Source organism: Pseudonocardia sp. P1 (assembly GCF_000178675.2).
Lineage (GTDB): Bacteria > Actinomycetota > Actinomycetes > Mycobacteriales > Pseudonocardiaceae > Pseudonocardia.
Genome location: NZ_ADUJ02000001.1, coordinates 3,729,752 through 3,742,356, shown reverse-complemented (window position 1 = coordinate 3,742,356; position 12,605 = coordinate 3,729,752). Strand labels below are relative to the sequence as shown.

12 protein-coding genes and 1 pseudogene are annotated in these 12,605 nt (G+C 75.5%); 8 read left to right on the top strand and 5 right to left on the bottom strand.

The window, feature by feature from the left end:
• Window positions 1-79 precede the first annotated feature (79 nt).
• Entirely contained in the window at window positions 80-1,687 is a 1,608-nt protein-coding gene (locus PP1_RS17125; protein ID WP_010241908.1) for an MFS transporter, read from the bottom strand.
• 134 nt (window positions 1,688-1,821) lie between these two features.
• On the opposite strand from PP1_RS17125, the gene PP1_RS17120 reads away from it, so the two are divergent.
• On the top strand, window positions 1,822-2,385 hold the full coding sequence (locus tag PP1_RS17120) for a TetR/AcrR family transcriptional regulator (RefSeq protein ID WP_033200591.1): 564 nt from the start codon (window positions 1,822-1,824) through the stop codon (window positions 2,383-2,385).
• Window positions 2,386-2,473: 88 nt separating this feature from the next.
• The gene (locus tag PP1_RS17115) at window positions 2,474-2,929 is read left to right on the top strand and encodes a hypothetical protein (RefSeq protein WP_010241904.1); all 456 of its coding nucleotides are present in this window, start codon (window positions 2,474-2,476) and stop codon (window positions 2,927-2,929) included.
• 10 nt (window positions 2,930-2,939) lie between these two features.
• Here the strand turns inward: PP1_RS17115 and PP1_RS17110 are convergent, their stop codons facing one another.
• Together PP1_RS17110 and PP1_RS17105 are read right to left on the bottom strand one after the other, a co-directional pair.
• Complete coding sequence (locus PP1_RS17110) at window positions 2,940-3,248, bottom strand: DUF6802 family protein (RefSeq protein WP_075298643.1); 309 nt, start codon at window positions 3,246-3,248, stop codon at window positions 2,940-2,942.
• Between the two features lie 34 nt (window positions 3,249-3,282).
• Window positions 3,283-4,068 carry a hypothetical protein gene (locus tag PP1_RS17105; RefSeq protein ID WP_060574451.1) on the bottom strand — a complete coding sequence of 262 codons (786 nt, stop codon included), beginning with the start codon at window positions 4,066-4,068 and terminating at the stop codon, window positions 3,283-3,285.
• 253 nt (window positions 4,069-4,321) lie between these two features.
• Between PP1_RS17105 and PP1_RS17100 the strand changes: the two genes are divergently transcribed.
• The 4 genes and pseudogenes from PP1_RS17100 to PP1_RS17085 form a co-directional block, all read left to right on the top strand.
• Window positions 4,322-5,284, top strand: coding sequence for a glycosyltransferase family 2 protein (locus tag PP1_RS17100; RefSeq protein WP_227012742.1), 963 nt, complete (start codon window positions 4,322-4,324; stop codon window positions 5,282-5,284).
• 77 nt (window positions 5,285-5,361) lie between these two features.
• Complete coding sequence (locus tag PP1_RS17095; protein WP_050802242.1) at window positions 5,362-6,366, top strand: glycosyltransferase family 2 protein; 1,005 nt, start codon at window positions 5,362-5,364, stop codon at window positions 6,364-6,366.
• Window positions 6,359-7,156 (top strand): tRNA (guanosine(46)-N7)-methyltransferase TrmB, encoded by a 798-nt coding sequence (gene trmB, locus PP1_RS17090; RefSeq protein ID WP_010226219.1) that lies wholly within the window; start codon window positions 6,359-6,361, stop codon window positions 7,154-7,156. The genes PP1_RS17095 and trmB overlap by 8 nt, the downstream gene beginning before the upstream one ends.
• A 523-nt stretch (window positions 7,157-7,679) precedes the next feature.
• Window positions 7,680-8,780: pseudogene (locus PP1_RS17085) on the top strand (nitric oxide synthase oxygenase); the annotation flags it as partial.
• A 35-nt stretch (window positions 8,781-8,815) separates the two neighbouring features.
• On the opposite strand, the gene paaI reads toward PP1_RS17085, so the two are convergent.
• Complete coding sequence (gene paaI, locus PP1_RS17080; protein WP_010235815.1) at window positions 8,816-9,271, bottom strand: hydroxyphenylacetyl-CoA thioesterase PaaI; 456 nt, start codon at window positions 9,269-9,271, stop codon at window positions 8,816-8,818.
• Between the two features lie 82 nt (window positions 9,272-9,353).
• Here paaI and PP1_RS17075 point away from each other — a divergent pair, with 82 nt between their 5' ends.
• Window positions 9,354-9,998, top strand: coding sequence for an NYN domain-containing protein (locus PP1_RS17075; RefSeq protein WP_029239764.1), 645 nt, complete (start codon window positions 9,354-9,356; stop codon window positions 9,996-9,998).
• Window position 9,999: 1 nt separating this feature from the next.
• Window positions 10,000-11,331 (top strand): amidohydrolase family protein, encoded by a 1,332-nt coding sequence (locus PP1_RS17070; protein WP_010235820.1) that lies wholly within the window; start codon window positions 10,000-10,002, stop codon window positions 11,329-11,331.
• A 6-nt stretch (window positions 11,332-11,337) separates the two neighbouring features.
• Here PP1_RS17070 and PP1_RS17065 read toward each other — a convergent pair whose 3' ends face one another.
• Window positions 11,338-12,558: a D-arabinono-1,4-lactone oxidase gene (locus PP1_RS17065; RefSeq protein ID WP_075314867.1), complete on the bottom strand. Its 1,221-nt coding sequence runs from the start codon at window positions 12,556-12,558 to the stop codon at window positions 11,338-11,340.
• Window positions 12,559-12,605: the final 47 nt, after the last annotated feature.

Sequence of the window (12,605 nt, the reverse complement as noted above, 5' to 3'; positions counted from 1 at the left end):
ACGGGCGGCGCGTCGCCGGAACCACCCGTCCGGGCCGCCGGACGGTCACCCGGCATCGTCACAGCTGGTTGCCGCTCGCTCACCGCGTGCGATCAGCGGTGGCCCCGGAGCGCCGTGCCGCGTCCCCGTCCAGACCGGTCGCACCCGCTGCCAGCACCGTCCGGTGCGCCCGGCGCAGCCCGAGCCCGGCCGTCACCAGCACCACCGCCACGACGACGGCGGCCACCCCGGCCGCGACGTCGGCCCCGGCGACGAAGGCCTCCTGCGCCGACGCCGTGAGCGCGTCGGCGACCCCGGCCGGCAGGTCCGCCGCGGCACCGACGGCGGCCCCCAGGGTCTCCCCGGCCGCCGCCGGTGCGCCGTCGGGCAGCACGACGCCCGCCCGGTAGACCGCCGACAGCACGCCCCCGACCAGGGCCGTACCGAGCACCGCACCGATCTCGTAGGCCGTCTCCGACACCGCCGACGCCGCACCCGCCTTCTCCGGCGGCGCCGCGGCGAGGATGGCGTCGTTGGTGACGGTCTCGGAGAGCCCGATGCCCGCACCGATCAGCACCGCCGCCGACATCAGGAGCGCGACGGCGGAGTCGGCCCGCAGGAACAGGCAGGCGACGAAGCCGGCGAGCACCAGGGCCAGCCCGGTCGTGACGAGCCCGTGCAGCGGGTACCGCCGGGCGAGGCGGGCCGCGAGCAACCCGGCCAGGGTCGTGACCAGGAAGCCCGGGAGCAGGAGCAGCCCGGCCTGCAGCGGCGAGGTGCCGAGGACCAGCTGCAGGTACTGCGCGGAGAAGAACAGCAGCCCGGTCAGGCCGAACATCGTCGTCGCGTTGGCCAGCGCGCTGTAGCGCAGCACCGGCCGGGCGAACAGCTCCAGGTCGATCAGCGGGTCCAGTCCGTTGCGGACCCGGCGCCGGGAGTGCAGCACGAACGCGACCGCCGATCCGGCACCCACCAGCACGGCGAGGCCGGCCGCAGGCGTGAGCCCGCCGGAGCCGACGAGCTTGATCGCCAGTACGAGCGGCCCCATCGCCAGCAGCGACAGCAGCACGCCGACCGGGTCCGGCCTGCCCGGTGCCTCCGCACGCGACTCCGGCAGGAGCAGCGGCGCGACCACCAGGAGCACGGCCATCGGCGGCACGCTCATCACGAAGATCGAGCCCCACCAGAAGTGCTCGAGCAGCAGGCCCCCGGCGATCGGGCCGAGCGCCGCCCCCGCGGCGAACCCGGTCGCCCAGATCGCGAGCGCCAGCCGCCGGTGGACGCGGTCGACGAAGACGGTCCGGAGCAGGGCGAGCGTGGCGGGCATCAGCATCGCGCCGAAGACACCGAGCAGCGCACGGGCGGCGACGAGCTGCTCCGCCGACGTCGCGAAGGCGGCCGCGAGGGAGACCGCGCCGAACCCGCCGACACCGATCATGAGGAGCCGGCGGCGGCCGATGCGGTCGCCGAGCGTCCCCATCGTGACGAGCAGCCCGGCCAGCACCAGCGGATAGACGTCGACGACCCAGAGCAGGGTCGTGGCGTCCGGGCGCAGCGCCGCGGTGAGCTCGGGCAGCGCCACGCCGAGGACCGTGTTGTCGATCGAGACCAGCAGGGTCGGGATCGCCAGCACCGCCAGCGCGAGCCAGGCACGCGGACCGGGCCGGGCCGTCGGTGCCGCCCGGTCGGTGAGCTCGGGCCGTGACATCTCTCGTCTCCTCGTCACTTCGCAGACCTGCTGGACTATACCGTCCAGACGGTACAGTCATATACCGTCCGGACGGTACAGTCCAGCGCTGCGGCCGGGGCTGTGAGGCGGGGCACCGCCGGTAGGGTGCGCGCATGGCGGAGCGGCGGAACGCAGCAGGACCGGCCCGCGACCGCGTGCTCGACGCGTACGAGACCCTCCTGATCGAGCAGGGGCCCGGCGGGGCCACGCTGGACGCCGTCGCCGCGTCCGCCGAGGTCTCCAAGGGCGGGCTGCTCTACCACTTCAACTCGAAGGAGTCGCTGGCCTCCGGCCTGCTGGACCGGCTGCGGCAGCGCAGCGCCACCGACGCCGAGTTCATGCGCGGCGACGACGAGGGCGCGGTGGCCTACTACCTCCGCACCTCGGTGCCCGGCGGCGGCTCGCCGGCCGGCCTGACCCGCACCTACCTCGCGACGCTGCGGATCGCCGACGGCACCACCTCCGGCGAGCTCGCCCGGGAGGCCCTGGCCGCCGTCGACGCCGACGGCCTCGCCGCGCTCCGCGAGGAGATCACCGACCCGGTCCTCGCGTGGCTGGTCCAGCTCGTCGGCGACGGCCTCTACCTCCGCACGCTCACCGGCGCACCGCTGACCGGCGGCGTCTCCCCGGAGGAGCTGCTCGACACCCTCAGGGCGCTGCTCGCCGCACGCCCCTGAACCGGATGAACCCCGGACGCGCGGAGCGCGTCGGAGCGGTCGCTCAGGGTAGGCTCGCGCCCTGGTCGGACACGGGGAGGGGCCCACTGTGGAGGGAACCGGCGGCTACCTGACGCTGGTCGTCATCGGCGTGCTGATCACGGTCGGTGTCGGCCAGATCCTGCTCCGCTCCGGGAAGCCGTTCCTCGAGGACGTCTTCCAGAGCAAGGAGACCGCCGACTCGATCAACCGTCTGCTCGTCGTGCTGTTCCACCTGCTCACCCTGGGTGTGCTCGCGATGATCTCGATCGCGGACTTCCCCCAGGACGCGGGCCCGGCGCAGACGATCGTCTTCAAGATCGGCGTGGTGCTGCTGCTCGTCGGGATCGCCTACGGCATCTGCATGCTGGTGCTGCTGCGGATCCGGGAGCGTCGCCGGCAGATGAAGATGTCCGCGGACATCGACCAGAAGATCGCCGAGCAGCGGCGCGGAGCGGGCCGGTTCCGGCGCGGCGGTGCGGCGGAGCCCGAGCCGCGGTCGCCGTCGGAGCAGCCGGAGGACTGAGCCCCGGCTCCTACCTCCCCGCCTCCAGGGTGCGGGCGACCAGGTCGTCGAACGGTCCGACGTGCCGGACGTGGTCGGCGAGGCCGTCGCCGTCGAGGTCCGACCAGATCGACGTACCACCCGGGACGTCGACGACGAGCGCGTCCGGCGCACCGTCGCCGTCGGTGTCGCGGGCGGCCGGGCCGCTCACCGGAACCCGCGAGCCCCCGGCCGGGAGGTTCCCGGAACCCCTCGGCACCGGCACCGCGAGCCACCAGGGGGCCGCCCCGGCCGCCGCCGCGGCGGCCGTCGTCCCCCAGGGCCACCGCACGGCCGGCACCGGACCGCTCGTGTGCCGGGCCGCGGCGCGCCCGTCAGGCCGCACGACCGGCCCCGCCTGCCGACCCCGTGCCGCGCCCGGCGCCGGTCACGACACCGCGCAGCGCCGCCCGCACCCCGGCGGCCGGCCGTGCCGGCGCCCCCGCCGCGCGCTCGACGTCCAGTGAGCGGCGCACGAGCTCCCGTTCCGCCGCGGCGAGCACCGCCGTCCGCACCCGCGCCGCGACCTCGCGGGCCCGCGTCTCCCGGACCGCCCGCACCCGCAGGCCGGCACCCGCCCCCGCCAGCAGCAGCACCCCGGACAGCACGAGCAGCGCTCCCGGCCAGGCCGCGGGCAGCGCGCGGCCGGCGCCGGCCAGGCCGGAGACCGCGGATCCCGACAGCACCGTCCCGGAGAGCACCGCACCCGACAGGCCGGCACCCGGCGCGCCGCGCCGCGCCGGCCGCGCGGGGGACGACCGACGCCGGGGGCGCGGCAGCGCCCCGGTGGCCGCGGAGATCAGCGGCGGCGCGGCCGGTCGTGACGCACCGTGAGTGATGCGCGTCACTTCCAACCTCCGATGCCGCAACGCCCCCGCGGCTGCGGCGCGGCGGGACGCGGGGCCCGCGGCGCGGGCCCAGGCGTCGTCGAACGCCCGCGCCGGCCCGCCGAGCTCCGCCGCCCACCAGGCCGGGTCCACGGCCCGGCGCGGCTGCCGGGCCGCGCGCTCCACCAGACCGTCGACCTGCGACGACAGTGCTGCGACACAGTCCATCCTGGCCAGTGCGAGCACCGGGCGGAGCTCGGCCGCGAGGAGGGCGGGACGGCGGTTCGGCGACATGTGGACAGGGTGGTGCGTCCCGTGCGGCGGGGGATGCGTAGGACTGCGCAACCACCCCCGCCGGTCCGGCGGACCGGGACATGGACCACGCTGAACCGCGCGCTGGATGCGGACGGATCAACCTACCGGGGCAACCCCTTCGGTGGCCCGCACGTCTGCACAGTCGGGGCCGAGGAAGCCGCCCGACACGAGAACCGCAACCAGACCGTGACTTCGTCGTTGGACGAGTAGAGCGGACCTGTATGGAGGAAGTGTGAGCGCCGTTACGCCCGCCCGCCCGGCCGTCACGCCCGAGTCGAGCGCGCCCGCGCGCCCGGGGCACCAGACCGGCACCGGAGTGGGACAGACGCCCCTCCCGGCGACCCCTGCCCGGCCCCACGGCGGTTCCCGGCCCCCGCAGCCGGAGGGCCCCGAGGGCTTCCGGCGCCCGCGGCCCCGTCCGGCCCCGCGCCGCAGCGCGAACCCGGCCGTCTCGGTGATCGTGCCGACCCGCAACGAGGCGCGGAACCTGGAGATCGTGCTGCCGGCCATCGCCGCGGTGCGCCCGGCCGTGCACGAGGTCATCGTGGTCGACGGCAACTCGACCGACAACACGGTCGCCGTCGCCCGGCGCACGCTGCCCTGGTCCCGCGTGATCACCCAGACCCGCAAGGGCAAGGGCAACGCGATGGCCTGCGGATTCACCGCCGCGACCGGTGACGTCATCGTCATGTTCGACGCCGACGGCTCGGCCGACCCGAACGAGATCCCGGCCTTCGTCGACGCGCTGGTGAACGGCGCCGACTTCGCCAAGGGCAGCCGGTTCTGCAAGGGCGGCGGCTCGGACGACATCACGCTGCTGCGCAAGTCCGGCAACGCCGGGCTGAACACCGTCGCGAACCGGCTGTTCGGCACCCGCTACTCCGACCTCTGCTACGGCTACAACGCCTTCTGGGCCGACCTGATCCCGCAGCTGGAGCTGCCGGACCCGGCCGCCCCGCAGCCGGAGGACGGCTCGATGCTCTGGGGCGACGGCTTCGAGATCGAGACCGTCCTGAACTGCCGGGTCGCCGCGGCCGAGCTGAAGATCACCGAGGTGCCGTCCGTCGAGCGTGAGCGCATGTTCGGCGAGACCAACCTGCGGACCTTCGCCGACGGCACCCGGGTGCTGCGTACCCTGATGGCAGAGCACCGTCGCATGGAGCAGCGCCGCAAGTCCTCGGGCTACGCCCGCTGACGCTGCTCGACGACACCCACCCACCGGTCGCGCGACCCGCGACCGTGGTGTGCGCCGACCCGAGGAGCGAGAACGCCGTGAGCGCCCTGCCGACCGCCAGTGTCGTCGTCTGCGTCTACACCGAGAAGCGCTGGTTCGACATCAAGGCCGCCGTCGAGTCGGTCGAGGCCCAGGAGGTCCGGCCGGTCGAGACGATCGTGGTCGTCGACCACAACGACCGGCTGCTCGAGCGCGCCGAGCAGGAGTTCGGGCCGCGCGGCGTCGTCGTCGTGGCGAACGAACGCACCCAGGGCCTGTCCGGCGCGCGGAACACCGCGGTCGAACTGGCCTCCGGCGAGGTCGTCGTCTTCCTCGACGACGACGCGTCGGCCCGCCCGGGCTGGCTGGCCGCGCTGCTCGCGCCCTACGCCGACCCGGACGTCGTCGGGGTCGGCGGGATCGCGCACCCGAAGTGGCCCGACGGGCGTCCGCGCACGCTCCCCGGCGCCACGCCGGGCGACCGCGACGCGACCGGCGAGCTGGACTGGGTCGTCGGCTGCACCTACACCGGCCAGCCCACCGAGCGCGCCGAGATGCGCAACCTCATGGGCTGCAACATGTCGCTGCGCTCCGAGGTGTTCAAGCGGGTCGGCGGCTTCGCCGAGGACATGGGCCGGATCGGGAAGAACCCGCTGGGCTGCGAGGAGACCGAGCTCTGCATCCGGGCCCGGCAGGCCTACACCGCCGACGGCCGGAACCCCCGGATCCTGTTCGAGCCGAGGGCCGCGGTCGACCACCGCGTGTCCGACGACCGGGTCTCCTGGAAGTACCTGCTGCGCCGCGGCTGGGCCGAGGGCATCTCGAAGGCGGCCGTCTCCAAGGTCGTCGGCACCGGTGACTCGCTGTCCACCGAGAGCAGCTACACCATGAAGGTGTTGCCCAAAGGCGTGGTCCGCGAGGCACGTGACCGCAACCCCGCCTCGGCGGCCGCGATCGTCGCCTGCTTCGGCGTGACCGCCGCGGGCTACGTGCGCGGCCGGCTGCCCGGCGCGACCGCGCACGTGCGGCTGCCCGCCGCCGGCCGGAACGACCCCGGTGCCTGAGCAGGCCACCGACCCCCGCGACACCCGGATCCGCTCCTACGTCCACCAGCGCGTCCGGCTCTCCGACGGCCAGGAGTCGGCCTGGCGCCGGCTGTGGCCGGTGTGGGGCGGGGAGATCGGCGAGATCGTCGGCTCCGGCACCTGGGACCCGCACGCCGCCTTCGGCCGCACCGCGCCGGTGCTGCTGGAGATCGGCTCCGGGATGGGGGAGACGACGGCGCTGCTGGCCGCGGCCGAGCCCGGGATCGACCACGTCGCCGTCGAGGTCTACGAGCCGGGGCTGGCCCAGCTGCTCATGCGCGTCGAGCAGGGCGGACTGGCCAACCAGCGGCTGCTGCGCGGCGACGCCGTCGAACTCCTGCAGCACGCGGTGGCGCCCCGGTCGCTGGACGGACTGCGGATCTTCTTCCCGGACCCGTGGCCGAAGCGGCGCCACCACAAGCGGCGGCTGATCCAGCCGGAGTTCGTCCGGCTGGCCGTGTCGCGGCTGGTCCCCGGTGGGCTGCTGCACCTGGCCACCGACTGGCCGCACTACGCCGAGCAGATGCGCCGGGTGGTCGCAGCGGAGCCGGACCTGCGTCCGGACGACGCCTTCCCGGTGGGCCCGGACGGCTGGCAGGCCAGGCCCGGCTGGCGTCCGGTCACGAAGTTCGAGGACCGGGCACAGGAGGAGGGGCGCCCCGTCCGTGACCTCCTCTACGTCGCTGATCACGGAAACGCCCCCGATGACATACCCAGAGTGACCGACTACGGTCGTGACATCCCCCGAGATGTATCCCCGCTCGAGTGACCCCCGAAGGACGCCCGTGACGACGGTGGAGCACGCCACGAGCCAGCAGCAGCCTGCGCCCGCGCAGCCGACCCAGCCGGTGCGGCGCCCGTCCGGCTTCCGCCCGAGCCCGACGCCGCGCACCCCGGACGGCCCGCGGACGGCGCCGTCGGAGGGCGCCCCGGCGCCCGGAACCGACACCTCCGGGGGTCCCGCGGAGCAGCGGACCCGGGTGGTCGCCGTCGTACCGCTGGCGGGGGCCGTCGAGGCCACGACCGCGGTACCGGTCGCGCCGGACGCGGGCGCCGAGGCGACCGCGGTCGTCACCCGCGAGCACGTCGACCAGGCCACCGTCGCGACGCCGGCGCCCGAACGGGCGACCGTCGCCGTCCCGGCGCGGGAGGCCGAGCAGGCGACCGTCCTCAACCGGGTCGACGGCCCCGGCGCCGCGACGACGGCCGTCCCGGCCACGCAGCGCGGCTGCCCCGTCACCGGGCACGGCCGGTCCGGCGGGCACCCGCCGCCCTCCGGGGTCGCCGACGAGCGGAACCCGCGCCCGGTCGACCCGGCCGTCGCCGAGGAGTTCCTGCGTCAGGTGTACGCCGAGACGCAGCCGGAGACGCCGCTCGCGGAGCGGCTCCGCCAGGTCCGCGGCGAGATCGACCGGAGCGGCACGTACACCCACACCACGCACGAGCTCGTGTTCGGCGCCCGGGTCGCGTGGCGGAACTCGGCGCGCTGCATCGGCCGGCTCTACTGGCAGTCGCTGCAGGTCCGCGACCTGCGGAACCTGCACGACCCGGCGGACGTCGCACAGGAGAGCGTCGGGCACCTGCGTGCGGCCACCCGCAGCGGGAAGATCCGCTCGACGATGACGGTGTTCGCACCCGACGCCCCCGGCCGCCCCGGTCCGCGGATCCGCAACGACCAGCTCGTCCGGTACGCGGGCCACCGCAACCCGGACGGCTCCGTGACCGGTGACCCGGCGCAGACCGGCTTCACCGACCACGTCGTCGCGATGGGCTGGCCGCGTCCGCAGCCGCGGGGCCGCTTCGACGTGCTGCCGCTGCTGATCACCGGTCCGGACGGCAGGTCCCGGCTGTTCGACGTCCCGCCGGACGCCGTGCACGAGGTCCCGCTGCGCCACCCCGAGCACCCGTGGTTCGCGCGGCTGGGCCTGCGCTGGCACTCGGTGCCCGCGATCAGCAACATGCCGCTGGAGATCGGCGGGATCACCTATCCGGCGGCCCCGTTCAACGGCTGGTACCTCGACACCGAGATCGGCGCCCGCAACCTGGCCGACCCGGACCGCTACGACCTCCTGCCGGAGATCGCCACCCGGCTCGGCCTGGACACCCGGTCCGTCCGCACCATGTGGAAGGACCGGGCGATGGTGGAGCTGGTCCGCGCCGTCACCTACTCCTTCGACGCCGACGGCGTGACCATGGCCGACCACCACTCGGAGTCCGAGCGGTTCCTCCGCCACCTGGAGAAGGAGGAGGCCGCCGGACGCAGCTGCCCGGCGGACTGGAGCTGGATCGTCCCGCCGATGTCCGGCTCGCAGACCCCGGTCTTCCACCGGTACTACGACGAGCCGGACGCCTCGCTGCGCCCCGCCTTCCTGGAGCCGCACGGCCTGAGCTGAGCCCTCGTGAGTGGGTTGATTCGGTCAGGACCGACTCAACCGCTCACGGGCGGCGGAGCCGCCAACCCCGGCACGAGCCGCGTCCGTCCGCGGAACTCCGCGACGACGGTGCCGTCCCCGGTCCGGACGGTGACGTCGTAGAGCCCGGACCGTCCCGCGAGCGACCGCTCGACCGCCTCGGCGGTGAGCACGTCGCCGGTAGCTGCCGGCCGCAGGAACGCGATGTCCGCTCCGGTCGCGAGCGCGGACACCCCGTAGGCGTTGCAGGCGTACGCCATCGCCGAGTCGGCCAGCAGGAACAGGTAGCCGCCGTGGCAGACGCCGTGGCCGTTCGCGTGCTCGCCGGAGACCGTCATCGTGGCGACCGCCCGGCCCGGCCCGACGTCGACGATCTCGACGCCCGCCGCCCGTGCGGCGTGGTCCGCGGCGCGCATGGCCGCGGCCGACTCCTCGGCGGTCCGCTGCGGATCCGTGGTTCCCGTCTCGCTCACCGGTGCAGTCTCTCCCGGCGACCCACGACCGCCGGTACCGGCGCCTCGATCGCTCCGCCCCGCGGAGACTAGGCTCGCCGTCATGAGCAGCGGCGCGGGGCAAGACGGACGGGGCGTGCCGACGGGGCCGCTGGAGCGGGTCCTCCTGGTCTGGGACGCCCCGAACATGGACATGAGCCTCGGCTCGCTGCTCGGCGCCCGTCCGACCTCGGCCTACCGCCCGCGGTTCGACGCCGTCGGCCGCTGGCTGCTCGATCTCGCGGGCACCGAGGCCGAGGCCGAGGCGTGCGTGTTCACCAACGTCGCCCCGGGCAGCATCGAGATCGTCCGCCCGTGGGTCGAGGCCCTGCGGAACGTCGGGTTCGCCGTGTTCGCCAAGCCGAAGACCAGCGACGACTCCGACGTCGACGACGACATGCTCGCCCACATCGACCTCCGGTCGGGCGAGGGACGGCTGCGCCACGTCGTCGTCGCGTCCGGGGACGGACGTGCGTTCAAGGACCCGCTCGAGAAGCTCGTCGAGGGCGGCACCGACGTCACGGTGATCGGCTTCCGGGAGTACGCCGGGTTCGCCCAGGCGTCCGAGGTCATCTCGTTCCTCGACCTCGAGGACATGGACGGGGTGTTCCGCGAGCCGCTGCCGCGGGTCTCCCTGGACACGCTGCCCGACGAGGGCGCCTGGCTGCCGCCGTTCCGCTCGCTGCGCTCGCTGCTCGAGCGGCGCTGAGATGGCGGTTCTGCAGCGCCTGACCGCGCCGGTGGCGCTCAGCTGCGCGCCCGGCTTCCCGATCGTCCGGGACGCGGTGCTGGACGTCGACGACACCGGCCGGATCGCCTGGTTCGGCCCGGCGGCGTCGGCCCCGGCGACCGACGCCGTCGTCCGGCCGTTGCCCGGCCTGCTCATGCCCGGGCTGGTCAACACGCACTGCCACACTCCGATGTCGCTGCTGCGCGGGATGGGCGGCGACCTGCCGCTGATGCCGTGGCTGACCGACGTCATGTGGCCCGCGGAGGGCCTGCTCACCGAGTCCGACGTGCACGCCGGGATGCTCGCCGGCTGTCTGGACCTGCTGCGGACCGGCTGCACCACCAGCGTGGAGATGTACTTCTACACCGACGCGCTGGTCGACGCCGTCCGCACCGCAGGGTCCCGCGCGGTGCTGACGCCCGGGATCATCGCCGCGCCCGGCTGGGACCGGCTGGGGACCTGGGAGCAGATGCGCGACGACGTCTCCGCCCGGATCGACGCCCACGGCGTGATCCCGGACGCCGACGGCCGGATCGAGCTCGGCTACGGCCCGCACTCGGCGTACACGCTGCCGTCCGGGGCGCTGGAGTCGGTGTCCGAGGCCGCCCGGGAGCGGGGCGCGCTGGTGCACACCCACGTCGCGGAGTCCCGTGGCGAGGACTCGGCGGTGCGGGACTCGCACGGCTCGGTCCCGGCCATGCTCGACGCCGGCGGCGCGCTCGGCGGGCGGATGCTGGCCGCGCACTCGGTGCACCTGTCCGACGACGACATCGACACCTACGCCCGGCACGGCGTCGCGGTCGCGCACTGCCCCGGCTCCAACGCCAAGCTCGCCGCCGGCACCGCCCGCCTGCTGGACCTGCGACGGGCCGGTGTCCCGGTCGGCCTCGGTACGGACGGCCCGGCGTCGTGCGACGACCTGGACCTCTGGCACCAGGCCCGGCTGGCCGGGCTGCTGGCCCGCGTCGGGTCCGACGACGCGGCCGCGCTCACCGCCGCCGACGTGCTGCTGATGGGCACCGCGGACGCCGCGCACGCGATCGGCCGCGACGACCTCGGGGTGCTCGAGGCCGGCCGCCGGGCCGACGTCGTGCACGTCGACACCGACGACTCGGCCTTCGTCGCGCCGGAGGACGACGCCCAGCTGGTGTCCAACCTGGTCTGGGCGGGCGGGTCCCGCCTGGTGCGCGACGTGTGGGTGGGCGGCGAGCAGGTCGTCGCCGGCGGGGAGCCGACGATGGCCGACCGCCGGGAGTCCCTCACGGCCGTCCGCGCGATCTCGGCCCGGCTGCGCGAGACGCTCGCGCGCTGACCCGGCTCAGGACCCGAGTACCGCGGCGAGGTACGGGTCGGTGAACCGGCGGTCCGGGTCGAACCGGTCGCGGACCTCGGCGAACGCCGCCCAGCCCGGGTAGGCGACGGCGAGCTCGTCGGGTCCCCACTCGTGGCGGGTCGTCCAGCACGGGCGGCCGGCGGCGTCCTCCAGCACCGCGCAGGCGAGGCGCCGCACGGGTTCCTCCGCGGGTCCGCGCGTCCGGATCCGCAGGTAGGCGGTGTCCCGGCCGGACGCCGGGTGCAGCAGGCCGGTCTCGGCGCGCCCGGTCCGCACCCGGACCGGGCGCAGTTCCTGCCCGCGGGCGGCAACGGCGGCGCCGAGCTCGCGCAGCACGGTCCCGAGCGCGGCCCGCGGGACCGCCCACTCGGCCAGGTCCGGGTCCCACGGCTGCGGGTCGGGCAGCACCTCGTGCGGGGGCCCGGCGGTGCCCGGGGCCCAGCGCTGCGGCGGCGGCCACGCCGAGCGCGACTGCCACCACGACGACGCCAGCCGTGACACGGCCTGCCCCCAGCCGCCCCGGCCGGCGGGCTCGCCATCGGGGTCCTCGTCGGGCTCCGGTTCGGCCCACCGCAGCACGGCCTGTCCGGTGTGGACGGCGACGTCGCACTCGGTCCAGGCGTGCCCGATGAGCCCCCCGTCGGCGAGGACGTCGGCGAGCGCGGTCGCCTCCTCGTGCACCCGCAGCCGGCGCAGCGGGACGGTGCGCAGCTCCAGCGCGGTGACCACCCCGAGCGCGCCGAGCCCGCAGCGCGCGGCGTCGAGGTCCGGTCCGGTGACCTCGCGGACGGTGCCGCGACCGTCGACCAGCCGGACAGCGACGACCTGGTCGGAGAGCGAGCCCCGGTCCGGCGCGCCGCCGGCCATCCCGAGCCCGGTGGCGCCGGCGACCGTCGCGCGGGGGGCGTCGGGGACGGTCGCGAGCGCACGCCCGGAGGCGGCCAGCTCGGTGCAGAGCGCCGCGACGGTCTCGCCGCCGCGGACCCGGACGGTGTCCGCGCCGATCCCGACGACGCCGGTCAGCGCGGAGGCGTCGAGCAGCACGTCATCGGTGCGGACCAGCGGGCCGGGTACCCGGCCACCGGCGCCGGTGGGGCGCACCGCGGTGCCGCGCTCGGCGGCGCGCCGCACCGCCGTCACCACGCCCGCCTCGTCGAGCGGGCGGTCGGTGCGACGGGGGCCGGTCGCCGCGGCGTCGGTGCTCATCGGATGAAGGGTAGAACGCGCGGGGTCACCGTGCGCATCGATTCGTG

Coding starts and splice junctions, on each gene's coding strand:
- PP1_RS17125 (WP_010241908.1), bottom strand. CDS start 1,687: ATGTCACGGCCCGAGCTCACCGACCGGGCGGCACCGACGGCCCGGCCC.
- PP1_RS17120 (WP_033200591.1), top strand. CDS start 1,822: ATGGCGGAGCGGCGGAACGCAGCAGGACCGGCCCGCGACCGCGTGCTC.
- PP1_RS17105 (WP_060574451.1), bottom strand. CDS start 4,068: ATGTCGCCGAACCGCCGTCCCGCCCTCCTCGCGGCCGAGCTCCGCCCG.
- PP1_RS17075 (WP_029239764.1), top strand. CDS start 9,354: ATGAGCAGCGGCGCGGGGCAAGACGGACGGGGCGTGCCGACGGGGCCG.
- PP1_RS17070 (WP_010235820.1), top strand. CDS start 10,000: ATGGCGGTTCTGCAGCGCCTGACCGCGCCGGTGGCGCTCAGCTGCGCG.
- PP1_RS17065 (WP_075314867.1), bottom strand. CDS start 12,558: ATGAGCACCGACGCCGCGGCGACCGGCCCCCGTCGCACCGACCGCCCG.